Below are 24,296 nucleotides of genomic sequence, written 5' to 3'. Positions count from 1 at the left end.
TCGCCGCAGCCATGCTGCTCTGCGACAATAGGCGACGCCGCGCCCCGCCTGCTTCGCGGCCTGCCTGAAAGAAATCCATGACTACCGCTATCCACGACGAGCCCCAGGGCTTGCGGCTGACCTGGCGCATCGTCCAGATCGTCAGCTTCACCTTCCTGGCCTATCTGGTGATCGGCCTGCAGCTGGCCGTGCTGCCTCCGTTCGTGCACAACGACCTGGGCTACGGCGCGGTGCTCGCCGGCCTGGTGGTGAGCACGCAGTACATCGCTACCTTCCTTAGCCGCGGCTTCGCCGGGCGCACTTCCGACACCGCAGGTCCGAAGCGCGCCGCGATGATCGGCATGGCCGCCTGCGGCGTCAGCGCCGTGCTGATGATCGTCGCCGCCCTGCTGCGGCCCTGGCCGCTGGCCTCGTTCGCGCTGCTGCTGGCGGGACGCCTCGCGCTGGGCGTGGGCGAGAGCTGCGTGGGCACGGGCTGCATCATGTGGGGCATCGGGCGCGTGGGGCCCGCGCATACGGCCAAGGTGATTTCGTGGAATGGCGTGGCGACGTACGGCGCGCTCGCCGCGGGCGCGCCGCTGGGCGTGCAGCTCACCAGCGCCTTCGGTTTTATCGGCATCGGCATTGCGGGTGCACTGCTGATGGTGCTCGGCCTGCTGCTGGGATGGCGCCGGCCGGCGGCGAAAGTGGAATCCGGCGAACGGCTGCCGATGCATCACGTGTTCGGCCGCGTGTTCCCCTACGGCATGGGCCTGGCCCTGGGCGCGGTCGGTTTCGGCGCGCTCGCCACCTTCGTCACCCTGTACTACGCGGCGATGGGCTGGAGCGGCGCGGCGGCCACGCTGAGCGTGTTCGGTGCGTGCTTCGTCGGCGTGCGGCTGGTGCTGGGCGGGGCGATCTCGCGCTTCGGCGGCTATCGCGTGGCGCTGGTGTCGTTCACGGTGGAATGCGCGGGGCTGATCGTGCTCGCGTCGGCGGGCAGCGCGGCGATGGCGATGTTCGGCGGCGCGCTGACGGGCCTGGGTTTCTCGCTGATTTTCCCGGCGCTGGGCGTCGAAGCGGTGCAGCGGGTGACGCTGAGCAATCGCGGTTCCGCCCTGGGCGCGTACTCGGTGTTTACCGACCTGGCGCTGGGCGTGGCCGGACCGCTGGGCGGATGGCTGGTGTCGGGCGGGCGCTATGGGCCGCTGTTCGCCACCGCGGCGGTGTTCTCGGTGGTCGCGATCGCGCTCACCGCATGGCTCTATCTGCGCTACGGCCGCCGCATTGCGTAGGTTGGGGTGAGCGCAGCGAACCCCAACGGTGCAAGCCTCGTGCGCACCGCACTGTTGGGGTTCGCTGCGCTCACCCCAACCTACCGCGGGTCAATCCGCGACGTCGGCCACCAGCCGGTCGAGCTCCGCCTTCAGGATCGCCCCGTTCTGCCGCAGCCAGTCGCGCTGCTCACGCCATTCGGGGAAGAGGTGCTCCACCTGCGCCCAGAAGCGCGGCGAATGGCTGCGCACTTTCAGATGGCACAGCTCGTGCGCCAGCACGTAGCGCAAGGCCGCGGGCGGCGCGAGCGCCAACGCGAGATCGAGGTTGATGCGATCGCGCGTGTCGAGGCTGCCCCACAGGCTTTTCATCGCACGGATGCGCAGCGCGGTGGGCGCCAGCCCCAGCTGCGGCACGTAGCCGGCCATCCAGCGCGCGACGTCGCGGCGCATCAGCGTTTCGAAATACGAGGCGAGCAGGCCACGCGCCACCGGCAGCGCGCGCGTATGCGGACGCGGCAGCACCAGGGTAAGGCCGCCTTCGTAGGGTTCGACTTTCGGATACGGGCCTTCGGCCCAGTCCAGCAAGGTGATTTCGCCGCGCAGCGGGAATTCGGTGGCATAGCCCAGGCGCAACGGCGGCAGCGGCTTGGTCACCAGGTTCAATTCGTCGAGCTTCTTCTCCAGCCAGTCGACATGGCTGCGCAGGAAGGCGCTGACCTGGGCCGGATGCGTGCCGTGCGGATAGGAAACGCGTGCGCCTTTCGGCGTGACGGTGAGACGCAGGCGACGCGCGCGCGGATGCGCGGACTTGAGCACGCGGATGGTCCCGCCGCTCGTCGTCGACAATTCCAGCCAATCGCCTTCCAGATGCTGCGTCATCGGTACTACCCCGTCGTGCCTTCTATGCTGCTCCCGGCCGCCCTGTCCCGCCATTGTCCGCCCGCCACTGTGGGGAGAGCATGCAGGCTATGCAAGACGGCTGGGTGACGCCCGGCGCGGGGGCGCCGGGAACGAGCTTAGATGGGGTTTGGCGGGAAAAATTCCAGCCGTGACGGGGGTTTCGGAGCATGGGCCGCATAACCGCGCGGCCTGGCGGGCGGCAGCTCGACGCTTTCGAGCTGCCGTTCAGCCTGGGGGCTCAGCTGTCGGCCGGGCGGGGCAGGCCGAACCACTCCTCCAGCTTGCCCAACAGGCGCTCCAGCTCCAGGGTCAACAGGGCGAAGCTGGCGTCCATCTCGGCCGCGGCGTCCTGGTGGCTGTCGCCCATCTCATCCATGACGACGTCCAGGAACTTGAGCTTGCGCACCACCAGGTCCTCGCCCAGCACGAAGCTCATGCGGTCGTCGAACACCAGGCCCAGCTGGAACACCTGCTTGCCGTTGCGCAGGTGCTCCTTCATCTCCTCGCTGTCCAGCTCCTGGCGGCGGCAGCGGGCGATGGCGCCGGTGGCGGTGGCCGGGTCGCGCAGCTCGCATTCGTCGCCCAGGGCCAGGCCGGCCGGCAGGTTGCCGGTGGCCAGCCAGTCGGTCATCAGCACGCGCGGGCCTTCCTCCGGCGCCAGCGGCACCGCGGGGAAGCTGCCCAGGGCCTCGCGCATCTGGGTCAGCGCGTTTTCGGCGGACTTGCGGCTGGAGGTGTCCAGCACCAGCCAGCCGTTGCGCTTGTCCACATAGGCCGACAGGCGCGAGCTGCGCACGAAGGCGCGCGGCAGCAGTTCGGTGAGCAGGTCTTCCTTGAGGCGCTTGCGCTCGCGGCCGCCGACCTTGCGGCCTTCTTCCTCGGCGATCTTCTGCACCTTGCGCTGCAGCTCGTCGTTGACCACGGCGGCCGGCAGCAGCTTGTCCTCGCTGCCTACGGTGACCAGCGTGCAGGCCTTCACCGCATGGGTGAGCGCCGCCTCCTCGCCCCGCCCCACCGGCGGCACGAAGCCCTTGGTGCCCATTTCCAGTGGCCCGCAGGGGCGCAGGCGGTGCTCGGCCAGGACTTCGTCGAGTCGGTTGAGGTCTTCGGCCACGGCGGGGGAAAAGCGGAACAGCGTGAGATTGCGGAAGAACATGACTGGGCTGGGTATCCGGGCGGTCTGGCGGCCCCGGACCGGGGCGCACGAAACGACCATCATACCGGATGAGGCCGCCCCGGCCCTCGCTCATGCCGTCCGGGGCATGTCGATATGCCCACCCTGGATGGATCGCCGCGGCCTCGGATATGCGGCCTAGGAAAAAGTACGAAGCCGCGCACGGATTCGTTTAGCCATCTATACATCCAAAAAACTTTTCGCTATAACGGACTCGCATGCCGCATCGCAACATTCTGGGAGAAGTTGCGCGGTCATGTCTCGAGCGAAAAGCGTCGGCCGCGTCAGCGGCTTCCGACAGCGTCGCTTTCGACCATCCATCGGATTGAACAGCACCATCCAGGCACTGCGGGCACCGCAGGCTTAGCCGCGGCATGCCATGTCCGCGGGGAGCTTGCGCGCCCGCTCAATGGGGAGAGCACGACGCAATGACGAACTCGGCGACGAACGGCAACTCGGGCGGCAAACGATTCCTGGCGCTGGCCATCGGCCTGTGCATCAGCGGCGGCGCGCTCGCGCAGGCCACCACCGGCGGCATCTTCGGCCAGGTCGCGGCGGGCCAGGGCGACAGCGTCTTGATCAAGAGCGGCACGGGCCTGAGCCGCGAGGTGCCGCTGGACGACAAGGGCCGCTACAGCGTCGCGCAGCTGCCGCTGGGCACGTATACGGTGACCTTGCAGCGGCAAGGCCAGGCGGTGGAAACGCGCGACAACATCGCGATCCGCGTGGGCGCGGGCACCGAGGTCTCGTTCGCCGGCGCGGTGTCGGCGCAGAACCTCGGCGGCGTCAGCGTCACCGCGAATGCCTTGCCGGCGATCGACGTGTCCAGCGTCGACTCGCGCACCGTGGTCACGTCCGACCAGCTCGCCAAGGTGCCGCTGGGCCGCAGCTCCGAAGCCATCGCCTTGCTGGCGCCCGGCGTGGTGAACAACGGCGGCAGCTTCAGCGGGCCCACCGGGCAGTCGCTGGTGAGCTTCGGCGGTTCCTCGGCCAGCGAGAACGCGTACTACGTCAACGGCTTCAACACCACCGACCCGCTGCGCGGCTTCGGCGGACTCACCCTGCCCTACGGCGCGATCGACCAGCAGGAGGTCTACACCGGCGGCTACAGCGCAATGTACGGCCGCTCCGACGGCGGCGTCATCAACGTGGTGGGCAAGCGCGGTACCAACCAATGGCACTTCGGCACGCAGGTGCTGTGGGAGCCGGCGTTTGCACGCGCGCGCCAGCGCGACCGCTTCTACGAAAGCGGCCTGCCGGCCACGCCGGTCGCCGGCGATCTCTACGCACCGGACAGCGCCGACCGCAGCTGGACCACCACGGTCAGCGCTTACGCCGGCGGCCCGCTGGTGAAGGACAAGCTGTTCCTGTTCGTCGCCGGCGAATACGAGCGGCAGGAAGGCAACACGGTGAACCCGGTCAGCGGTTTTCTCTCCGGCAAGCCCTATGTGGACTATCGCCAGAACGACCCGCGCTGGTACGCCAAGCTGGACTGGAACATCACCGACAACCACATCCTCGAAGTCACCGGCGCCTCCGACAAGTACGACAGCTCGGGCACCATCTACCGCTACGACTACGTCAACCGCGTGCAGGGCGCGCGCATCGGCGCGGACGACAACATCAAGAGCGGCGGCGACGTGTACACGGCCAAGTACACCGGCTATCTCACCGACGCGCTCACGCTCACCGCGCAGTACGGCCGCATGAAAACCTCCGACTACGACGTGCCGGGCGGCTACGACCCGTCGCTCACTTACGTCGACGGCGTGACCAACCAGAACCCCGCGCTCAACGGCGGCGTCGGCCGCGGCAACAGCCAGACCATCGTCTCGCTGTTCGATCCGGGCCGCGGCAATCGCACCACCAATACGCGCATCGACCTGACCTACAAGCTCGGCGACCATACTTTAAGCGCGGGCATCGACAACCAGACCGCGAAGGCGCTCAACCAGGGCTCCAACACCTCCGGCCCCGGCTATTACTGGGCCTACGACCAGGCCGATCCGAACACGCCGCTGTCCACCGGCCTGGGCGTGCCGGCCACGGGCGGCTTCCCGAACGGCGCGCAGGGCTACTACGTGGTCAAGACCGTGGCCAACAGCCTGGCCACCGTGCGCTCCAGCCAGCGCGCGCAATACATCGAAGACAAATGGCAGCTCACCGAGCGCTGGCTGCTCTCCATCGGCGTGCGCAACGACCAGTTCCGCAACTACAACGCCGACGGCCAGGCCTATATCACCCAGCACAAGCCGCAGTGGGCGCCGCGCCTGGGCTTCGCCTGGGACGTCTACGGCGATTCCAGCTTCAAGATCTACGGCAATGCGGGCCGCTACTACCTCGGCCTGCCGCTGAATCCTTCGCTCAATGCCGCGGGCGCCTACGTCAGCACCTCGCAGTACTACACCTACAGCGGCATCGCCGCCGACGGCACGCCCACCGGGCTGACCGCGATGTCGGGTCCGGTGTCGGCCAACAATGCGTTCGGCATCCTGCCCGACCCGAAGACGGTGAGCACGCAGGATCTGAGGCCCGAGTACCAGGACGAGTTCATCCTCGGCTTCACCAAGACCGCCGGCACCGACTGGGTCTACGGCGCCAAGCTCACCCAGCGCGTGCTGCGCAGCGCGATCGACGACTACTGCGATATCGACCGCGTGCTGGCCAAGGCGCAGTCGCTGGGCTACGACGTCACCACGTCCAGCAATCCGGTGAGCTGCTGGCTGTTCAATCCCGGCAAGGCCAATACCTTCACCCTGGTCGACACGTCCGGGCGCTATGTCAGCGTGCCGCTCAGCAATGCGGAATTCGGCTTCCCCACGCTCAAGCGCAAGTACTACGGGCTGGAAACCTTCCTGGAACATCCGTTCGACGGACGCTGGTACGGCAAGCTCACCTACGTGTTCTCGCGCAGCTACGGCAATACCGAGGGCCAGCTGCGCTCGGACCTGTACCGCGAATCGCGCGGCACCGGCCAGACCGCGGTGTCGACCACGCAGGACTGGGATAACTCCTGGATCATGGCCTACAGCAACGGCGCGCAGAACAACGATCACAAGCACCAGCTGAAGTTCTTCGGCTACTACCAGCTCACGCCGGAATGGCTGGTCTCGGCCAACCTCAGCCTGATCGCCGGCGCGCCCAAGCCCTGCCTGGGCTATTACGGTCCGGATCGCGCCGACCCGGCCGGCTATGGCAACAGCTATCACTTCTGCTTCGGCGAAGCCTCGCCGCCCGGCAGCCAGGGCCGGCTGCCGTGGATCCGCCAGCTGGATCTGGGCGTGAGCTACCGGCCTGCCTTCGCGGCCAGCCGGCTGGCTTTCAGCGCCAACGTGTTCAACGCGCTGAACGAGCAGCGCGTGCTGGCGATCTTCCCGAACGGGGAGTCCTCGCCGAACAAGGCCAATCCGCTGTACGGCACACCGACGTCGCGGCAGCTGCCGCGCTATGTGCGCTTAAGCGTGAGCTACGACTACTGAGGTCGCGGGCGCCGGCTCCGCGGTGGCTCGGCTACCGCGGGCCGGCGTGATCGCAGGAAACGCGCTGGCATGGAACGCCTCCGTTTCCTCGTCCGCGGGAAACATCGATTCGATGCGCAACTCCTGCGCGGCTACGCTTTGCGGCGTACCCACCGTGGTGACCATCGAAAAGTAGTGCAGCACCTTGCCGTCCTTCGCGAAGCCCATCGGAATCATCGGCAGATCCGGGGCGGAGGCGAGCGATCCGCGCAACCGCCACGACGCATCGACCCCGGGATAAGCAAACAGCGCGTCCAGCAAGGCCTCGCTCCGCTCGTCCAGCACGCCGCCGATGGCTTCGCGGTAGACGCGCTGGATCAGGCTGCCGGCCACCGTTTCCCAGTTCACCACGAAGGGCCGCATGCCGGCGGGGTCGAACAGCAGGTGCAGCATATTGCGCGGCCCCGTGCGCGCCGCCATGTCGACAAACGAACCGAAGAAGCGCGGCGACGACGCATTGGCGGTGAGCACGTTCCAATAGCGGTCCATCACTACCGCCGGATAAGGATCGTGCTGGCGAAGCATGCGGTCGAGCGCGCGCGTAATGCCCTGCATCTCCGCGGCATCCCAGGACGCCTCCGAATAGACCGGCGCATAGCCGGCCGCGAGGAATACCGCGTTGCGCTCGCGCAACGGCACATCCAGCGCCTGGACGATGCTGGTCAAGGCCTGCCGGCTCGGCATGCTGCGGCCGCTTTCGATAAAGCTCACATGCCGCTGTGACATGCCGGCATCGAGCGCCAGCTGCAGCTGGCTGGCGCCGCGCACGTCGCGCCAGTGGCGGAGCAGACGCCCAAGATCGTGGGATGAACCGGCCTGATCGGTGCGAACCGTAGCCATGTCGCTCTCCGCAGCACGCATGCCGGCGATAGTAGCGACAGTCGCCATCAGGCAGGCGAGCCGTCCCAGCGCCAGGCCTCGAAAGCGTGCTCCAGCGGCGGCCGCGTGACATTGCCGGTGTAGTTGGTGATGGCCGACGCGGCCACGATGGCGATCACTTCCAGCAGATGGTCCCTGCCAAAGCCCGCCTGCAGGAACGCGGACATGTCGTGATCGTCCAGATGGCCTCGCTTTTCGATAAGCGTGCCGGCCAGAACGGAAAGCGCGGCATGGCCCGGATCCCGCGGCATCCGGCGCGCGCGGATGGCATCGACCTCGGCCACGTCGATGCCTTCTGTCACCGCCAGGAAGGAATGGAAGGCTACGGCCCAGGAGCAGGCATTGGCCACCGCATTGGTAAGCAGCACCACTTGAATCTGCCGCTCGGAAAAGCTTCCACCGTGCACCTTGCCGAACAGCCCCACCAGGCTGCCGATCAGTACGGGCGAGGTGGACATCGCAGCGGCGATATTCGGAATCATGCCGAAGGTGTCTTGCAACGCTTCCAGCGACGGCCTGGACGGCTCCGGTGCGGAGGCGATCGTATGGATGGGAAAGGCTGGCATAGCGGGTCCTCTTCAAGACACCCCGCCGGAGCTGACGGGGTGGAGGCTCAATCTATGCGCGCAGCCGCGGCGCGCCAATTACTTCGCAGGTAATCGGCGCGCCTGCCATCAGTACAGCGGCGTGCCGGCGTTGTACGCGCCGACGAAGGACTGCCAGTCCAGATTTACCTGGTCGGCATAGCCGAACGCGAAGGTGGCGATTTCCGACTCCAGGCCGCTCTTGCTGCTCACCGCGTTGGTGACCTGCTTGTCGATGCTGTACGGCACGATGCTGCTGTCGTAGTCCTGGTCGGAGATGGCGTGCGCGGAGGCCAGCGCCTGGCCCAGATAGGTGGCGGCCGTGTTCAACTTGCCGGCGCTGCTCAGCTTGGTCGGATCGAAGTCTTCCGCGTAGGGCGACTTCTCGTGCACGTAGAAGGTCATGCCGTTGATCGTCGCGTAGCCCACCAGCACGTCGGCGTTCAAGGTCTGCGCCTTGGCGGTCATCGCCACGCGGTCGCCTTCGTGGTGGTTGTAGTCGGCGGCCGGCAGCTGGCCGTTGTCGACTTCGGCGACGGCGCTGGACACTTCCTGCTTCACTTCCAGGATCACGTCGTCCGAGCTGGACGTGGACGGCCCTTCGACCAGCACGTAATAGCGCAACCGGCCCAGGCTGCCGATGCCGGAGCCGAGCTTCTGGCGGATGTCCTTCACCTGGTAGTAGCTGGCGGCGTAGCGCTTGGACGAGGCGATGGTGCTGACGTAGCCGCCGACCGCCGCGGCGATGTTGCTGTAAGTGGTGCTGTCGACGGTGGCCAGCGTGCCGGCGATCGTCTGGAACTGGCGCGTGCTTCCGCTCACCTGTGTGTACTTCGCCAGCAGATCGGAACGCGCATCGCCCTTGGACTTGGCGATGGTGTCGTTCACCGCGCCGGAGGTATTGCCGTTCTTGAGCTGGAAGCTCAACTCGGCGCTGCTGCCCATGAAGTCGTCCATCTTGTCGGCGTAGGCGCCAACCATGGTGTTGATCGCGGTCTTGATGTCGCTGTCGGCCAGGCCGTTGGCGCGGCCGGCCAGCACCATGCTGGTGGCGAGGCGGCGCAGGTCCCACACGTACTGGCCGAGATACCCCTCGTCGAAATCGTCCACCGAGAACACGGTGTTGCCGCCGCTGTCCTGCCAGGCGCCGAAGTTGCCGATGTGCGCGTCGCCGCCGATCCAGGTGTAGCCGGTCTGCGTGGTGGCGTAGCTGGACGCCGGCAGGGTCTGCATGTCCTGGTAGAAGATATGCGCGGTACCGCGATAGAAATTGAACGCGCTGGCCGCCATGGTCGACATCTTGGTGCCGAGCTCCGCGCTGTCGGTGGCGGCGAACGGATGGTTGTAGCCATACACCTGCGACACCACCCAGCTGGTGCGCGTACTGGCGGCATGCGCGGCCGAAGCGCACAGCAGGGCGGCGGTGGACAGGACGATCCATGCTCTCTTCATCGCGACTTTCCTCCAGGCAAGAAAAAGGCGCGGCCGTAAAGCCGCGCCTCGGGTCGAAGCGGAATTGAAACTGTCGCCAGTGACGCCGATGTGACGTGCGTTCTTGCGCTTAAGTTTTGCTGACCGCCGCCACCGCCGCGGCCACCGTGTCCAGGTTGGAACGGTTCAGCGCCGCCACGCAGATGCGGCCGGTGCCGATCGCATAGATGGCGTACTCGTCGCGCAGGCGATCCACCTGGGCCTTGCTCAGGCCCGAGTAGGAGAACATGCCGGCCTGCTGCTGGATAAAGCCGAACTGCGGTGCGCCGTGCGCCGCCAGCTTCTCCACCATGCCGGCACGCATCGCGTGGATGCGCTCGCGCATCTCGCCCAGCTCCTGCTCCCACATCGCCCGCAGCTCGGGGCTGTTGAGCACGCCGGCCACCAGGGCGCCGCCGTGGGTGGACGGGCTGGAATAGATCGAGCGGATGGTGCGCTTGACCAGCGACTGCACGCGCAGGGCTTCGTCGCGGTCCGCGGCGACGAAGGTGAGCGCGCCGGCGCGTTCGCCGTACAGCGAGAACGACTTGGCATACGAGCTGGTGACCACGAAGGACTCCAGGCCCGATGCGGCGAACAGGCGCACCGCGGTGGCGTCGGCGTCGATGCCCTGGTCGAAGCCCTGGTAGGCCATGTCGATGAAGGGCAGCAGCTGGCGCTCCTTCACCACCTCGACCACCTGCTGCCATTGTTCGGCGTTGAGGTCCACGCCGGTGGGGTTGTGGCAGCAGGCGTGCAGCAGCACCACGGTGCCCGGTTCCAGCTTGCCGAGGTCCGCCAGCATGCCGGCGAAATTCAGGCCGTGGGTCTGCGGGTCGTAGTAGGTGTATTCGACCACCTCGAAGCCGGCGGCGAGGAACACCACGCGATGGTTTTCCCAGCTCGGGTTGCTGATGGCGATCTTGGCCTTCGGCAGCGCCTTCTTCAGCACGTCCGCGCCCACGCGCAACGCGCCGCTGCCGCCGATGGTCTGCGAGGTGGCAACGCGGCCGGCGGCCAGCAGCGGCGATTCGGCGCCGAACACCAGCTTCTGCGTGCCCTGGGTGTAGGCCGGCAGGCCGTCGATCGGCAGGTAGCCGCGCGGCTTCGCTTCCTGCGCCAGGCGCTGTTCCACTTGGTGCACCGCACGCAGCAGCGGGATCCGTCCCTGTTCGTCGTAGTAGATGCCCACGCCAAGGTTGACCTTGCCCGGGCGCGCATCGGCCAGGTAGGCCTCGGTGAGTCCCAGGATCGGATCGCCCGGAGTCATTTCAACGGATGCAAAGTGCGACACGGCGTTACTCGCAAGTGAGGGGGAGGGATCAGGCTTCGGCTGGTTCTTCGGGCGCACCGGCCAGCCACCGGTGCGCGTCCGCGCGGGACGCGCCTTCGCGCGCGCCGAGCGAGGCGAAATCGAACAGGTTGCGGTCGGCCAGCTGCGAGGGAACGACCGCGCCCAGCGCGCGGAACATGGTCTCGCTGCGGCCGGGGTATTGCTTCTCCCAATCCTCCAGCATGCGCCTGACCACCTTGCGCTGCAGGTTCTCCTGCGAGCCGCACAGGTTGCACGGGATGATCGGAAACTGCTGCAGCTGCGCGTACTCGGCGATGTCGCTTTCCTTGCAGTACGCCAGCGGGCGGATCACCACGTGGCGGCCGTCGTCCGAGCGCAGCTTCGGCGGCATCGCCTTGAGGCTGGCCTGGTGAAAAAGATTTAGGAAAAACGTGCCGAGGATGTCGTCGCGATGGTGGCCCAGCGCGATCTTGGTGATGCCGTTGGCCGCGGCCCAGGCGTACAGCGCGCCGCGCCGCAGGCGCGAGCACAGGCTGCACATGGTCTTGCCCTGCGGGATCACGCGGGTCACCGTGCTGTAGGTGTCCTGCTCGATGATGTGGAACGGCACGCCGCGCGCGGTGAGGTAGTCCGGCAGCACGTGCTCGGGAAAGTCCGGCTGCTTCTGGTCGAGGTTCACCGCGATCAACTCGAAGCGCACCGGCGCCTTGGCCTGCAGGGACAGCAGGATGTCCAGCAAGGTGTAGGAGTCCTTGCCGCCGGACAGGCACACCATCACCTTGTCGCCGTCCTCGATCATGTTGAAGTCGGCGACGGCCTGGCCAACCTGGTGGCGCAGGCGCTTGGCCAGCTTGGCGGCCTCGTACTGCTGCTTGCGGGTGGCTTCGGGCGGGGCGGACATGGAATGGCATCGGCGAGCGAGTGGCCGCCCATTGTAGCGGCCCTGCCCCGCCCCCGCCCTGCCTTCCGGCAACTCCACCGGCCCCGGCCCGGCGGAGTACACTCGGGTTTCGTCCTTTCGCCAGCCGCCAGCCGCCGCCCATGCAGGTCCAGGATCCCGCCGAGATTGCCCATCTGCTGGCCGAGCTGCGCGTCGAGCACCGCGATCTGGATATCGCCATCGACGCCCTGGCCGTGGCCATGGGCCGCGACGAACTGCAGCTGACGCGGATGAAGAAGCGGAAATTGCTGCTTAAGGATGCGATCGCCAGGCTGGAAAGCCGGCTGATTCCCGATCTCGACGCCTGACGCCCCCTGCCAGCTGGCGCAGGTTGGGGTGAGCCGCAGGCGAACCCCAACGTTACGGTCCCTGCCGTGCCGCGATGCTGGGGTTCGCCTGCGGCTCACCCCAACCTACGGCGATGCTTCAACGCAGGCCCAGCACGTCCAGGCCCTGCTCGAACACGATATCCACCGGGATCTTCGCCCCGTCCAGCTTCTTCAGGTCGCCGGCCAGCTCGGCATCGACATTGCCCATGCTGTCGGTGAGCTTCTTGGCGGTGTCGTAGTCGCCGTCGCCCTGGATGGTCAGCAGCTTCGCCGACAGCGCGTTCATCGCCGCGGTCATCTTGTCGAAGTCCACGTGGTAGCGGCCTGTCGCCGGATCGCGGCTGAAGGCGCCCTGCTGCTTGAAGAAGTTGAAGCGCACCATGTTCGCCTTCGCATGCGCGTCGCTGGCGCCGAAGCGCACCGAGCGCAGGATGCCGGCCAGGAAGGTGACGTAGTTGTCCATCAGCTTGGCTTTGTCCAGCTCGCCCTTCTCGGCCAGCTTGCTGATCATGTACAGGCCCAGGATATCGGCCTTGCCTTCCTCGAAGCTCGAGGCCTGATCCTTCAGCGCGGCACGCACCAGGCCCTTGTCGGTCAAGGTGTTCTTGATGCCGAGGCCGTGCGCCACCTCGTGGAACATGGTGTTCTCGAAGAACGCGTCGAAGGTGAGGTGCGACTGCTGGTCGTCGGCGATCAGCTCCCTGGCGATCGGCAGCATGATCTTGTCGAACTTCGCCTGCATCACGTTTTCCAGCTGCAGGCGGCGCGTGCCCTTCTTCAGCTGCACTTCCTCGTCGTTGGGCAGGTTGATCGCGATGGTCTTGGCGCCGACGTTGGCGTCGCCGGCGTAGTACACGGCGAAGTAGGCGTTGAGGTCGGCGTCGGAGCCGGGCTTTTCGGCCTTGTATTTCGCCTCCACCGGCAGCTCGCGCTGCAGTTCCGGCAGGTATTTGACGAAGCGCGAAAGCTTCTCGCTCCAGGCCTGGTCCTTCACCAGCACATAGCTTTCGTAGCTGGCCTTGTAGCCGAACAGCTGGTCTTCGTAGGTTTCGATCGGGCCGATCACGATGTCGACCGGGTTCTTCTTCATCGCCATCCAGGCGAAGTCGCTCTTGCGGTATTCGTCGCTGAGCAGCGCGTCGGCGCGCAGCTTGAGGTAATTGGCGAAGTCCTTGTCGGCCGAAAGCTCCGCCGCCTGGCGCAGCAGGCCGGCGGCCTTTTCCAGGTCCGCCTTGTAGGCTTCGTGGAAGGGCACGGTCATCAGCTTGCCCTGCGCATCGCGGCGCAGCAGGGTGTAGAGCGAGGCCTTGTCCTTCAGGTCCGCCTTTTCGAATTCGTCCTTGCCCATGTCGGCGGGATAGAACTGCACGCCGGCCGGGCGCGGGCCGATGCCGGCGACGAAGGGCTGGTCGTCATGCAGGCGGTCCCAGGGGCCATAGTTGATTTCGGCATAGCGGCGCGTGTCCTCGTCGGGAATGCGCTGCATCAGCGCCGCCTTGTCGCCCCAGGACTGCTGCCAGTACAGGCTGTTGGTGACGTCGGCCGCCTGCACCAGCAGGGCCAGCATCTGCTTCTGCTTGTCGTCGAAGCCGGAGAGATCGGCGCTCAGCTTCACCGTGGCGTAGTCGCCCATGCGCTGCTTGGCCAGGTCCGCGTCGGTGGACGGCGGCGCCGGCTGGGCCGGGGCGGTGGCGGCCGGGGCGGGCTTGGGTTCCGCCGGAGCGGCGGCGTCCTGGTGGGACGAGCTGCAGCCGGCCAGGGCGGCGGCGAGGCTCACGGCGAGCAGGCGGTAACGCATGGGGGCTTCCTCAAGTCCGGGAAACCCCCATGGTACCCGCAGCTCAGGAGGAGATCGCCAGGCGCTCCGAGCGGTACAGCTGCATCGTCACCAGCAACAGCAGCAGCGCCGCGGCCAGGGTGCCCAGCACGCAGGTGGCCAGCTGCTGCATGTCGACCGCGTCGCCGCGCAGCAGGCGCATCACGCCCAGGTGCTGGCCCAGCACCGGCACCGCGTACATCCAGCTCTGCGCCTTGATCGGCATGAAGGTCAGCAGCAGGCTCGGCAGCGCCGGCACGAACATCAGCAGCGACACGTAGGTCTGCGCCTCGCGGTAGCTCTTGGCGAAGGCGGCCACCAGCGACTGCAGCACCGCCAGCAGCAACAGCAGCGGCAGCATCAGCAGGAACACGTGCGAGCCGAAATGCACGCCCAGGTCCAGCTCCATGCCCAGCTTCTCGGTCGGCACCAGCCGGCCGACCAGGGCGAACGCCACCAGGCTGATCACCAGGCTCACGCCGGAGAACGCGCAGATCGCCGCCAGCTTGCCGGTGAGGATCTTCCAGCGCGCCACCGGATTGGCGAACAGCGGCTCCAGCGACTGCCGCTCGCGCTCGCCCGCGGTGAGGTCGATCGCCAGATACATGCCGCCCATGAACATGGTGATGATGAAGAAGTACGGCAGCATGCCGAACATCAGCACGCCGCGCGCCTGCGCCGTGGCCTGGTCGCGCTTCGCCACGGCGATCGGCCAGGCGGTGCCGGGCGACAGGCCGCGCGCCACCAGCCGCATCGCGCCCTGCTGCCGCGCATAACCTTCCACCAGCTTGCTGACGCGCTCCACCGGCGTATTGGTGTCGCTGCGCGAGGAGTCGAACAGCACTTCCACCTGCACCGGCTCGCCCTTGCGCCACGCCGCGGGGTAATCCGGACTGATGCGCACCACCACGTCGGCATCCTGCTTGCGCACGGCCTGCTCGGGGTTGCCGATGCCCGGCTGCGGCACGACGCCGCCGGCCTTCAGCGCATTGACCAGGTTGGGCGCGTACTCGGCGCCGATCACCGGCACCTTCAGCGGCTGCTCGGCTTTCTCCAGCTCGCGGTTGAGCGAGGCCTTCACCAGCATCACGAAGATTAGCGGCCCCAGCAGCGGACCGGTCAGCAAGGCGCTGATCAGGGTGCGGCGGTCGCGCAGGTTTTCGCGCACTTCTTTCAGGAACACGGTAAGGAAAGCGTTGGCGCGGCGCGCCTTGTAGGCAACGGTGTTCATGCGGCGAGGCCCTCCTCGCTGCCGATGATCTTCACGAAGGCATCCTCCAGGTTCGCCGCGCCGGTCTGCTCGCGCAGCGCCTGCGGGGATTCGTCAGCCACCACGCGGCCGTGCGCGATCACCACGATGCGATCGCACAGCGCACCCACCTCCTGCATGATGTGGCTGGAAAACAGCACACAGCGGCCTTCCGCCTTCAGTTTCTGCATGAACTGGCGCAGCGCGCGGGTAGCCATCACGTCCAGGCCGTTGGTCGGTTCGTCCAGGATCACGTTGCGCGGGTCGTGGATCAGCGCGCGGGCGATCGCGGTCTTCACACGCTGGCCCTGCGAGAAGCCCTCGGTGCGGCGGTCCGCGATCTCTTCCATCTCCAGCGCCTTGATCAGCGCCTCGCGGCGCGTGGCCAGTTCGTCTTCGGGCAGGCCTTGCAGGCGCGCGAAGTAGTCGATGTTCTCGCGCACGGTCAGGCGCTTGTACAGGCCGCGCGCGTCGGGCAGCACGCCGAGCTGGCGGCGCACCGCCAGCGGATCGGCGGTGGCGTCGATGCCGTCGACCAGGATCTGGCCGCGGTCCGGCTTCATCAGCGTGTACAGCATGCGCAGCGTGGTGGTCTTGCCGGCGCCGTTGGGGCCGAGCAGGCCGGTGATCTCGCCGTCGCGCGCGGTGAAGCCCACGCCGTCGACGGCTTTGACCGTGCCGAATGCCTTGTGCAGGTCCTTCACCTCGATCATGGCGCGGCTCCGTTGAAATCGATGAATTGCGGGGTGGCTTGCAGGCGCTCCAGGCACTTCGCATCCAGCTTGGCCGGCGCCAGGTCTTCCACGAAATGCTTGAGCAGTTCCGGCGCGCAGCCGGCCGTCACCACGTTGTGGCCCTGCCCCTTCAGCACGAAATGGCGGCCATTGGCGAAACCCTTCAGCACGGTGTCGCCATAGGCCGGCGGCGTCACCGGGTCGTATTCGCCGGAGAACAGCAGGGCGGGCTTGTCGCTCTTCACCGGCTGGTGGAAGTCGGCCGGGCGCGTGCCCTTGGGCCATACCGAGCACACCGCCTGCAAGGTGTCGAGCACGCGGGTGCCGAGCATGGAGTGCGCGTCCTGCGGGCGCGGCGTGAACAGGTCGGCGTCCTCGCTGCAGATCACCGAGGACTGCATGCCGCCGTTCATGGTGTCCGACAGATCGCCCGACAGGAGCTTGGCCTGGCCCAGCAGCGGGCCGACGTCGCCGTGCGCGGCGGCGTCGATCGACACCGGCAGCAGCGCGGCAGTGATCGGCGAGTAGGCGAACATGCGCACCACGCTGGCCAGCGAGTATTCGCTCAGCACGCGCTGCACGCTCTGGTAGTTCTGCGGATCGCGGAAGCTGACCTGGTGCGGATTGGCGCGCAGCGCGTCGCGCAGCTGGTACAGCGTCTGGTAGGGGTCGCCGAAGCGCTCGTGGCAGGCCTTGTCCGCCGTGCAGCGCGCGAACTGCGCCTTGAGCGCGCTTTCCAGGTTCTGCGCGAAGTCTTCGCCCAGCACCAGTTCGTTCGGCACCACGCCGTCGAGCACCACTGCGCGCACCGCATCCGGATGGCGCATCAGGTACTGCTGGGCCATGCGGGTGCCGTAGGAGACGCCGACCAGGTCGAAGCGCGGCGAACCCAGCGCATGGCGCAGGTCTTCCAGATCCTGCGTGGCCACCGTGGTGGTGTAGTAGCGCGGGTCGGCCTTGCCTTCGAGCTGCTTGAGGCAGGCCGCGGTTTCGGCGCGCAGCTTGGCGGGGTCGAAGGCGAGCTCTTCGTCGCTGCCCGGCTTCGCTTCCGCTGGCTTGCAGGTCAGCGGATTGGAACCGCCGGTGCCGCGCTGGTCGAGCAGCAGCACGTGGCGGTGCGCCAGCAGCGGCCGCAGCGCGGGCGCCACGCCGGGCCAGGTTTCGGTGGCCGCCTGGCCGGGGCCGCCGGCCAGCAGCACCACCATGTCGTCGGTGGCGATCTGGGCGCTGCTGCGGATCACGCCGAACTTCAGCTTGATCTTGCGGCTATGCGGGTCGTCGCGGTTCTCCGGCACCTCGAACGGCGCGCACCACGCCGCGGTGGTCATGCCGCTGTTGGGCTGGCCCAGCTCGCACGGCGTCAGCGTGAGCGAACCGAGCTGCCAGGTTTCCGGCTTGGCCGGCGCCGCAGATGCCGCGGCAGCCGGCGTGCTGTCGTCCGCGGCGGCAGCGTCGTTGCCGCCGCCGCGCGCATGGAACTGGTTCCAGGCCAGCGCGCCCAACCCCAGCGCGACGGCGGCGATGCGCACCATGGTGCGTCCCTTGATGGCCATTGCTTGTCTTCCCCTCGCTCATGCGGCCGTGCGGCCGCTGTCATCCCCAATGATTCAGTGCCCCGCCTCGCCGCCCGGCTGGAAGATCGCTTCGATCGGCTGCTCGAACAGCCGCGCGATCTTGAACGCCAGCGGCAGGCTGGGGTCGTACTTGCCGGTTTCCACGGCGTTGACGGTCTGCCGCGACACGTCCAGCCGCGTGGCCAGGTCGGCCTGCGACCAGCCGCGCTCGGCGCGCAGTTCGCGTACCCGGTTCTCCATCGCGTCAGTCGCGGTAGCGGCGCTTGGCCCAGGCCAAGGTCGGGCCGTAGACCAGCATCAGCCCGGGGAACACCAGCAGCAGCACGCCGCCGTCCAGGTTCACCACCTTGGCCGCGGCAAGAAAACCGACCGCGACGCTGACCACCGCCACCACGCCGGCGGCAATCGCCAGCGCCTGCACATGCAGGCGCTGCATGAATTCGTCGCTGCCGGTGACGTAGCGAAACAGCGACAGCGCCATGGCCGCCACCGGCAGGGCCGGCGACACCGCCACCAGCGCCTTCAGCCAGATGGTGTCGATGGTCTTGTGCTGCGGCCAGACGAACAGCATCAGCGCGAAGTACACCGCCATGGCGGGCATGAATTCGGCGAAGTAGCGGCGGTCTTCGCGGCGCATGTCGCCGCCCGCTTCCGCACAGTGGGTGGCGCGCGATACGTAGACCACCAGCCAGGTCAGGCCCACCAGCAGGGCCAGCACCAGCAATCGCTCGCCGGTGCCGTGCAGCCACTTCATCAGCGCCACCACGCCGAAATACCCGGCGAAAAGCACCCCGTGCAGGAGACGCCGGCTCCATGCCGGCCACGCTGCCATGCGCTTGGTCAGACCTTCCATCGTCCCCTCCATAAGCCCCGTTCCCCTGCGTATTGAACGCCAGTCATGTCAAGCAAGCTTGACAAGATGCTAGGCAAGGTCCGAATCCATGTCAAGCACGCTTGACACGAGAACTGTAAACACGCGGGTTTGTACGATTTTTTGCGTATGGGCAAGGACTTGGCCCACTGAGGTCACTTTTTGACCTTCAATGACCTCGACAAAATTTTGACGTTCCTTAATAAGAGGTAGGAAAATTCTGAGAGACTGTTCTCAGAATTAAGTGTCAACTAGGTCACGTTTTTTTGGCATGGCTTCTGCATAGGCCCATCGCCAACGAGGGAAGCGCCGGCAGCGCCCGCCCCTCGGAGAAAGACGCAGGGGGACGAGAAACCAAGCCCGCGTCCGGAGCGCAATCACTGCCGTACTCAACCAAAAACCCGTTAAGGACAAAGGCATACCCATGAAGAACGTTCTCGCCACCGCCCTGATCGCCGCCCTGGGCTTTGCCGCCCTGGCCCCGAACCAGGCCTCGGCCGCCGACGGCACCATCAACATCACCGGCTCCGTCAACGCCTCCACCTGCAAGATCAACGGCGCCAACAGCCCGGCCACGGTCAACGTGACCCTGCCGACCGTGTCGACCACCTCGCTGAGCGCCGCCGGCACGACCGCCGGCCGCACCGCCTTCGCGCTGGCCCTGAGCAACTGCGGCTCGCTGACCAAGGCCCAGACCTTCTTCGAGCCGGGTCCGACCATCATGGCCGACGGCAACCTGAAGAACGGCGGCAGCGCCACCGGCGTGGAAGTGCAGCTGCTCAACAGCGACTTCAGCGCGATCAACCTGGCCGGCACGGCCTCGACCCAGAACTCGCAGCAGGTCGCCCTGACCAGCGGCGCCGGCAACCTGAACTACTACGCGCAGTACTTCGCGACCGCCGCCGCTGGCGCCGGCAACGTGACGACCTCCGTGCAGTTCACGATGCTTTACCAGTAAGTCCCGCCCGGCTAGGCGGTTAGTTGCAAGAGGCAAGTCCGCGCCGGAACCCATGGGGTTCGACCCCATGCGGTTCCGGCGCCCACTCCGCCGCCACCGGCGGAGCATCTCAAGTTCGCAGCGAGGGAAATCCATGAGGAAGTTTGTCTGCGCCCTGGGCGCGGGCCTGCTGGCCCTGTGTCTCGGCGCTCCGGCCGCGCACGCCAATGTATTGATCGGCGGCACCCGCGTGGTCTTCCCCGCGAAGGATGGCGAAGTGACCGTGCGCCTGACCAACGACAACGACCACCCCGTGCTGGTCGAGTCGTGGATCGACCGCGGCGATGTGCATTCCACCCCCGAATCCGTCGATGTGCCGTTCCTGATCACTCCTCCGCTGTTCCGCATGGAGCAGAAGAAGGAGCAGAGCCTGCGCATCGTCTACACGCACGAGCAGCTGCCGGCCGACCGCGAGTCGCTGTTCTGGCTCAACGTGCTGGAAGTGCCGCCCAAGCCCACCGGCCCGCAGGCCGAGGGCCAGAACATGCTGCAGCTGGCGCTGCGTTCGCGCCTGAAGCTGTTCTACCGCCCGGCCGGCCTGCAGGGCGATCCGCTGAAGGCGCCGTCGCAGCTGACCTGGAAGGTCGACGCCGACGGCAAGGCGCTGGTGGCGCACAACCCCACGCCATTCCACGTCACCATTTCCGAGCTCAGCGTGAGCGTCGGCGGCAAGGCCGTCGCCGCGGAGCTGGGCATGGTCGCGCCGCTGTCGGACCTGCGCCTGCTGCTGCATGACGGCGCGCCGAAGCCCGCTGCCGGCAGCGTGGTGAAGTTCACCGCGATCAACGATTTCGGCGCCGCCGACAGCTACACGGGCGCCGTCGCCCCGTGAGCTTCCTGCGCGCCAGCCACGGCAGCGACCGCAGCGGCGGCCACTGTGGCCGGCGCGCGCTGCTGTGCCTGGCGATCGCTGGCGCGCTGGGCGGCTGGAGCCTGGGCGCGCTCGCCGCGGCACCGGCGGCGGCGAATGGCGCGGCCGCTTCCGGCGCCGACGCCTCGGCGCCGGTGGAAGCGAGCTTCGACCGCAACTTGCTTTCGGGCGCCGGACGCAACACCGGCGACCTCTCGCGCTTCGAGCGCGGCACCATCGTGGTGCCCGGCGTCTACCGCACCGACATCTTTCTCAACGGCGCCTGGGTGGCGCGCGGCGACGTGCGCTTCGCCTCGCCCAAGCCCGATGCCAACGCCATCCCCTGCCTGTCGAAGGAACTGTTCGACCGCCTCGGCCTGCCGCTGCAGAAGCTGTCCGCCGAGCAGCAGGCGAAGCTCAACGACGCGCAGGGCTGCGTCGACATCGGCAGCCTGATCGACGCGGCCAGCATGAACTTCGACCAGCCGAACCTGCGCCTGGACGTGAGCGTGCCGCAGGCCTGGCTGGGCACCCGCGCGCGCGGCTACGTGAGCCCGGAGAACTGGGACCGCGGCGTCAACGCCGCCCTGCTCAACTACAGCTTCAACAGCTACCGCACGCGCAACGGCGGCGTCAGCCAGACTTCGTCGTTCCTCGGCCTCAACACCGGCATCAACCTCGGCGGCTGGCAGCTTCGCCACGATTCGACGCTGATGATGCAGTCCGGCGCCGCCGGCGCACCGTCGCGCCGCCATTGGGAAAACATCGACACTTATCTGCGCCGCGACCTGCCTTCGCTGCGCGCGCAGATGACCATCGGCGATTCGTACACCGGCGGCGAGCTGTTCGACAGCGTCAGCATCCGCGGCGTGCAGATCGCCACCGACGACCGCATGCTGCCCGATTCGCTGCGCGGCTACGCGCCGACCGTGCGCGGCGTGGCCGAGTCCAACGCCAAGGTGACGGTGCGCCAGAACGGCATCGTGCTGTACGAAACCACGGTGGCGCCGGGCCCGTTCGTGATCTCGGATCTTTATTCCACCGGCTACGGCGGCGACCTCAATGTCACCGTTACCGAAGCCGACGGCCGCATCCGCAACTTCACCGTGCCGTATGCCTCGGTGCCGCAGCTGCTGCGCCCGGGCGTCACGCGCTTCTCGGTGGTGGCCGGCGAGCTGCACGACACCTCGATCCACGCCAAGCCGGCGATCGCGCAGGCCACCGTGCAGCACGGTTTCAGCAATCTGCTCACCGGCTATGCCGGCATCGTCGGCACCTCCGGCTACGGCGCGGTGCAGGTGGGCGGCGCGTTCAACACGCACTACGGCGCGATCGCGCTGGACGTCACCGCGGCGCGCACCGAGATCCCCGGCCAGTCCAGCCAGGACGGCCAGAGCGTGCGGCTGAGCTACAGCAAGATCATCCCGGAGAGCAACACGTCCTTCAGCGTGGCCACCTACCGCTATTCCACCAGCGGCTACCTGGGCCTGCGCGACGCGCTGCTGACCCGCGACATCGCGCGCGGCTACCGCTACGTCGACCCGACCACGCTCACCACCATCAACGGCGTGAGCACGCCGGACCTGCTCACGCCGGAGCAGCGCCAGGCGCTGCAGGGCGCGTCCAACAGCTTCACCAGCTTCACCCGCCAGCTCGACCGCCAGCGCAGCCGCTTCGACATCAACGTCAACCAGCGCCTGGGCCAGAGCGGCGGCACCGTCTACGTCACCGGCTCCGCGGTGGACTACTGGAGCCGCAGCGGCACCGACGTGCAGTTCCAGGTGGGCTACAACAACGTGTTCCGCCGCCTGAGCTACAACCTGTCGGCGACCCGCGTGCGCGACGTCAACGGCCGCTTCAGCAACCAGTTCTTCGCCAGCATCTCGCTGCCGCTGGGCGACAGCGTGCACGCGCCGACCTTCGGCGCCACGGTCAGCCACGACAGTAGCGGCCATTCGCTGGCCCAGGGCACCTTGAGCGGCACCGCCGGCGTCGACAACGAATACAGCTACGGCGCCACCGCCACGCACGACAACGGCGGCAACGGCACGGATTCCAGCAACGCCGGCACCGTGTACGGCGGCTACCGCAGCCCGTTCGCGCAGTTCAACGCCAGCTACGGCAAGGGCAGCGGCTACTCGCAGGCCTCGGTCACCGTGGCCGGCTCCGTGGTGGCGCATCCGGGCGGCGTGACCTTCGGCCAGCCGATGGGCGACACCGTGGCGATCGTCTCCGCGCCGGACGCCAAGGGCGCGCGCGTGCTCAATGCCGCCGGCGTGCGCATCAACGGCGCCGGCTACGCGCTGGTGCCCTATCTCACGCCGTACAACCGCAACACCGTGCAGATCGACCCGAAGGGCCTGCCGCTGTCGGTGCAGATGGAAAGCACCAGCGCCGAAACGGCGCCGCATGCCGGCGCAGTGGTGATGCTGCGCTACAAGACCGAAAGCGGCCGCTCGATGATCGTGCGCGTGAAGCAGGCCGACGGCCGCGTGGTGCCGTTCGGCGCCGAAGTGGTGGACGAGAACGGCAAGAACGTGGGCGTGGTCGGCCAGGCCGGGCGTATCCTGGCCCGCGTCGCGGGCGACCGCGGCGTGCTGAGCGTGCAGTGGCAGGATGCCGACGAAAACGCGCTGCGCTGCCAGTTCCCCTATCAATTGCCCGCTGCCGCCAAGGGCGCGGCGGACAGCTACCAGAAGTTCGACGCCACCTGCACCGCGGCGGTGTCGGGCAACGGGAGTCACCAGTGATGCGTGCCTTGCGCCTTTCGCGCCGCATCGGCGGCCTGTGCCTGCTGGCGCTGCTGCTGTGCCTGCTGCCGCTGGGCGCCAGCGCGGCGGTGAACTGCAGCATCAGCAACAACACGTTGACCATCGGCGACGTCAGCGTGTCGCCAAGCGCGCCGCTGGGCACGGTGCTGGGCACGTCCGGCAATGCCGGCATCACCATCAGCTGCACCGGCATGCCCTACGACAACACCACGCAGGGCAAGGTGGTGACGATGCAGGCGGGCAACCTCGCGCCGCGCGACGCGTCGGATTCGACCACCAGCGCCGGCATCTCCTTCGCCACCAACGTGCCTGGCGTGGCACTGGTGGTCACCGCGTCGCCGGTGCAGGCCGACGCCCAGTCCTGCCTGCGCTGCGGCCCCGGCAGCACCGCCGGCTTCGAGCCGGTGACGGTCAACTATCCGCCCAGCAGCAACAGCGCGACCTCGACCTTCACCGCCAAGCTGGTCAAGACCGGCCCGATCACACCCGGTGCGCTGGGTTCGATCCAGCTCATGCAGTTCTACTGGTACATCTACGGCAAGACCTCCAGCGTCGGCCCGCTGTCCAGCCTCACCTTCAGCGGCGGCAATGTCAGCGTGATCGCCTGCTCGGTAAATACCGATTCGCAGACGCTCAACGTGGCCCTGCCGCCAGTGAGCACCAGCGCGCTGACGGCCGTCGGCGCCACCGCCGCGACCACGGCGTTCAAGATCAACCTCAGCTGCCAGTCCGGCTCGAACGTGTCCATCACGCTGACCACGTCCACGCCGGGCACCGGCGCCGGCGTGATCGCGCCGGCCACCGGCACCGGCAAGGCGGCGAACGTGGGCGTGCGCCTGCTCGATGGCAGCCGCAATCCGGTGACGTTCAACACGGCCAAGTCGCTGGGCGCCACGCCCAACGGCACGCTGAGCATTCCGTACTACGCGCAGTACTACCTGACCGCCACGCCGGCCGGCAGCGGCCAGGTGACGGCGACGGCTACTTACACGCTGACCTACCAGTAGCGCCGCGGGCGCCAGTCAGCACGGCCAGCCGCGGCTGGCCGCCATCCGTCGCCGCTGCCGGGGAAGGCACGGCGGCATGCAGG

The 24,296-nt window shown here is 67.6% G+C and carries 20 protein-coding genes; 7 read left to right on the top strand and 13 right to left on the bottom strand.

Annotated features, from left to right (window positions below; translation table 11 throughout):
• Positions 1-77 precede the first annotated feature (77 nt).
• Positions 78-1,274 (top strand): MFS transporter, encoded by a 1,197-nt coding sequence (locus tag KK141_RS13760; protein ID WP_214569966.1) that lies wholly within the window; start codon positions 78-80, stop codon positions 1,272-1,274.
• 90 nt (positions 1,275-1,364) lie between these two features.
• On the opposite strand, the gene KK141_RS13755 is transcribed toward KK141_RS13760, so the two are convergent.
• Positions 1,365-2,135 (bottom strand): YgjP-like metallopeptidase domain-containing protein, encoded by a 771-nt coding sequence (locus tag KK141_RS13755; RefSeq protein WP_214569967.1) that lies wholly within the window; start codon positions 2,133-2,135, stop codon positions 1,365-1,367.
• A gap of 259 nt (positions 2,136-2,394) precedes the next feature.
• Positions 2,395-3,312, bottom strand: coding sequence for a recombination-associated protein RdgC (locus KK141_RS13750; RefSeq protein ID WP_214569968.1), 918 nt, complete (start codon positions 3,310-3,312; stop codon positions 2,395-2,397).
• Between the two features lie 446 nt (positions 3,313-3,758).
• Here KK141_RS13750 and KK141_RS13745 point away from each other — a divergent pair, with 446 nt between their 5' ends.
• Complete coding sequence (locus tag KK141_RS13745) at positions 3,759-6,809, top strand: TonB-dependent receptor (RefSeq protein WP_214569969.1); 3,051 nt, start codon at positions 3,759-3,761, stop codon at positions 6,807-6,809.
• Here the strand turns inward: KK141_RS13745 and KK141_RS13740 are convergent.
• From KK141_RS13740 to ttcA, 5 genes are all read right to left on the bottom strand, one after another.
• Entirely contained in the window at positions 6,786-7,688 is a 903-nt protein-coding gene (locus KK141_RS13740) for a helix-turn-helix transcriptional regulator (RefSeq protein WP_214569970.1), read from the bottom strand. The two genes, KK141_RS13745 and KK141_RS13740, sit on opposite strands and share 24 nt — an antisense overlap.
• A gap of 47 nt (positions 7,689-7,735) precedes the next feature.
• Positions 7,736-8,293, bottom strand: coding sequence for a hypothetical protein (locus KK141_RS13735; RefSeq protein ID WP_214569971.1), 558 nt, complete (start codon positions 8,291-8,293; stop codon positions 7,736-7,738).
• A 108-nt stretch (positions 8,294-8,401) separates the two neighbouring features.
• On the bottom strand, positions 8,402-9,763 hold the full coding sequence (locus KK141_RS13730) for a DUF2252 family protein (RefSeq protein ID WP_214569972.1): 1,362 nt from the start codon (positions 9,761-9,763) through the stop codon (positions 8,402-8,404).
• 109 nt (positions 9,764-9,872) lie between these two features.
• Positions 9,873-11,075: an amino acid aminotransferase gene (locus tag KK141_RS13725; RefSeq protein WP_214569973.1), complete on the bottom strand. Its 1,203-nt coding sequence runs from the start codon at positions 11,073-11,075 to the stop codon at positions 9,873-9,875.
• A gap of 28 nt (positions 11,076-11,103) precedes the next feature.
• Positions 11,104-11,976, bottom strand: coding sequence for a tRNA 2-thiocytidine(32) synthetase TtcA (gene ttcA, locus KK141_RS13720; RefSeq protein WP_214569974.1), 873 nt, complete (start codon positions 11,974-11,976; stop codon positions 11,104-11,106).
• 140 nt (positions 11,977-12,116) lie between these two features.
• Between ttcA and KK141_RS13715 the strand changes: the two genes are divergently transcribed.
• Complete coding sequence (locus tag KK141_RS13715; RefSeq protein WP_214569975.1) at positions 12,117-12,323, top strand: DUF465 domain-containing protein; 207 nt, start codon at positions 12,117-12,119, stop codon at positions 12,321-12,323.
• A 118-nt stretch (positions 12,324-12,441) separates the two neighbouring features.
• Here the strand turns inward: KK141_RS13715 and KK141_RS13710 are convergent, their stop codons facing one another.
• From KK141_RS13710 to KK141_RS13685, 6 genes are read right to left on the bottom strand one after another with little or no spacing between them, the layout of a single operon-like run.
• Positions 12,442-14,142 carry a Zn-dependent hydrolase gene (locus KK141_RS13710; protein WP_214569976.1) on the bottom strand — a complete coding sequence of 567 codons (1,701 nt, stop codon included), beginning with the start codon at positions 14,140-14,142 and terminating at the stop codon, positions 12,442-12,444.
• A gap of 43 nt (positions 14,143-14,185) precedes the next feature.
• Positions 14,186-15,391, bottom strand: coding sequence for an ABC transporter permease (locus KK141_RS13705; protein ID WP_214569977.1), 1,206 nt, complete (start codon positions 15,389-15,391; stop codon positions 14,186-14,188).
• Complete coding sequence (locus tag KK141_RS13700; protein ID WP_214569978.1) at positions 15,388-16,122, bottom strand: ATP-binding cassette domain-containing protein; 735 nt, start codon at positions 16,120-16,122, stop codon at positions 15,388-15,390. The genes KK141_RS13705 and KK141_RS13700 overlap by 4 nt, the downstream gene beginning before the upstream one ends.
• The gene (locus tag KK141_RS13695; protein ID WP_214569979.1) at positions 16,119-17,696 is read right to left on the bottom strand and encodes an alpha/beta hydrolase; all 1,578 of its coding nucleotides are present in this window, start codon (positions 17,694-17,696) and stop codon (positions 16,119-16,121) included. The genes KK141_RS13700 and KK141_RS13695 overlap by 4 nt, the downstream gene beginning before the upstream one ends.
• Before the next feature lie 54 nt (positions 17,697-17,750).
• Positions 17,751-17,957 (bottom strand): helix-turn-helix transcriptional regulator, encoded by a 207-nt coding sequence (locus KK141_RS13690; RefSeq protein WP_214569980.1) that lies wholly within the window; start codon positions 17,955-17,957, stop codon positions 17,751-17,753.
• A gap of 4 nt (positions 17,958-17,961) precedes the next feature.
• On the bottom strand, positions 17,962-18,570 hold the full coding sequence (locus KK141_RS13685; protein ID WP_214569981.1) for a hypothetical protein: 609 nt from the start codon (positions 18,568-18,570) through the stop codon (positions 17,962-17,964).
• Between the two features lie 442 nt (positions 18,571-19,012).
• Between KK141_RS13685 and KK141_RS13680 the strand changes: the two genes are divergently transcribed.
• The 4 genes from KK141_RS13680 to KK141_RS13665 all read left to right on the top strand — a co-directional run bounded on the left by KK141_RS13680 (position 19,013) and on the right by KK141_RS13665 (position 24,213).
• Entirely contained in the window at positions 19,013-19,546 is a 534-nt protein-coding gene (locus KK141_RS13680; RefSeq protein WP_167255022.1) for a fimbrial protein, read from the top strand.
• Between the two features lie 133 nt (positions 19,547-19,679).
• Positions 19,680-20,417, top strand: coding sequence for a molecular chaperone (locus tag KK141_RS13675; protein ID WP_214569982.1), 738 nt, complete (start codon positions 19,680-19,682; stop codon positions 20,415-20,417).
• Positions 20,414-23,185 carry a fimbria/pilus outer membrane usher protein gene (locus KK141_RS13670; protein WP_214569983.1) on the top strand — a complete coding sequence of 924 codons (2,772 nt, stop codon included), beginning with the start codon at positions 20,414-20,416 and terminating at the stop codon, positions 23,183-23,185. Before KK141_RS13675 ends, KK141_RS13670 begins: the two co-directional genes overlap by 4 nt.
• Positions 23,185-24,213: a fimbrial protein gene (locus KK141_RS13665; protein ID WP_214569984.1), complete on the top strand. Its 1,029-nt coding sequence runs from the start codon at positions 23,185-23,187 to the stop codon at positions 24,211-24,213. The genes KK141_RS13670 and KK141_RS13665 overlap by 1 nt, the downstream gene beginning before the upstream one ends.
• Positions 24,214-24,296: the final 83 nt, after the last annotated feature.

This window comes from Dyella sp. LX-66 (assembly GCF_018599165.1).
GTDB classification, from domain to species: Bacteria; Pseudomonadota; Gammaproteobacteria; order Xanthomonadales; family Rhodanobacteraceae; genus Dyella_D; species Dyella_D marensis.
Note: the sequence above shows the minus strand (reverse complement) of the source record. Positions and strands in the feature narration are given on the sequence as shown.

Coding starts and splice junctions, on each gene's coding strand:
- KK141_RS13760 (WP_214569966.1), top strand. CDS start 78: ATGACTACCGCTATCCACGACGAGCCCCAGGGCTTGCGGCTGACCTGG.
- KK141_RS13755 (WP_214569967.1), bottom strand. CDS start 2,135: ATGACGCAGCATCTGGAAGGCGATTGGCTGGAATTGTCGACGACGAGC.
- KK141_RS13750 (WP_214569968.1), bottom strand. CDS start 3,312: ATGTTCTTCCGCAATCTCACGCTGTTCCGCTTTTCCCCCGCCGTGGCC.
- KK141_RS13745 (WP_214569969.1), top strand. CDS start 3,759: ATGACGAACTCGGCGACGAACGGCAACTCGGGCGGCAAACGATTCCTG.
- KK141_RS13740 (WP_214569970.1), bottom strand. CDS start 7,688: ATGGCTACGGTTCGCACCGATCAGGCCGGTTCATCCCACGATCTTGGG.
- KK141_RS13735 (WP_214569971.1), bottom strand. CDS start 8,293: ATGCCAGCCTTTCCCATCCATACGATCGCCTCCGCACCGGAGCCGTCC.
- KK141_RS13730 (WP_214569972.1), bottom strand. CDS start 9,763: ATGAAGAGAGCATGGATCGTCCTGTCCACCGCCGCCCTGCTGTGCGCT.
- ttcA (WP_214569974.1), bottom strand. CDS start 11,976: ATGTCCGCCCCGCCCGAAGCCACCCGCAAGCAGCAGTACGAGGCCGCC.
- KK141_RS13715 (WP_214569975.1), top strand. CDS start 12,117: ATGCAGGTCCAGGATCCCGCCGAGATTGCCCATCTGCTGGCCGAGCTG.
- KK141_RS13710 (WP_214569976.1), bottom strand. CDS start 14,142: ATGCGTTACCGCCTGCTCGCCGTGAGCCTCGCCGCCGCCCTGGCCGGC.
- KK141_RS13705 (WP_214569977.1), bottom strand. CDS start 15,391: ATGAACACCGTTGCCTACAAGGCGCGCCGCGCCAACGCTTTCCTTACC.
- KK141_RS13700 (WP_214569978.1), bottom strand. CDS start 16,122: ATGATCGAGGTGAAGGACCTGCACAAGGCATTCGGCACGGTCAAAGCC.
- KK141_RS13695 (WP_214569979.1), bottom strand. CDS start 17,696: ATGGCCATCAAGGGACGCACCATGGTGCGCATCGCCGCCGTCGCGCTG.
- KK141_RS13690 (WP_214569980.1), bottom strand. CDS start 17,957: ATGGAGAACCGGGTACGCGAACTGCGCGCCGAGCGCGGCTGGTCGCAG.
- KK141_RS13685 (WP_214569981.1), bottom strand. CDS start 18,570: ATGGAAGGTCTGACCAAGCGCATGGCAGCGTGGCCGGCATGGAGCCGG.
- KK141_RS13680 (WP_167255022.1), top strand. CDS start 19,013: ATGAAGAACGTTCTCGCCACCGCCCTGATCGCCGCCCTGGGCTTTGCC.
- KK141_RS13675 (WP_214569982.1), top strand. CDS start 19,680: ATGAGGAAGTTTGTCTGCGCCCTGGGCGCGGGCCTGCTGGCCCTGTGT.
- KK141_RS13665 (WP_214569984.1), top strand. CDS start 23,185: ATGCGTGCCTTGCGCCTTTCGCGCCGCATCGGCGGCCTGTGCCTGCTG.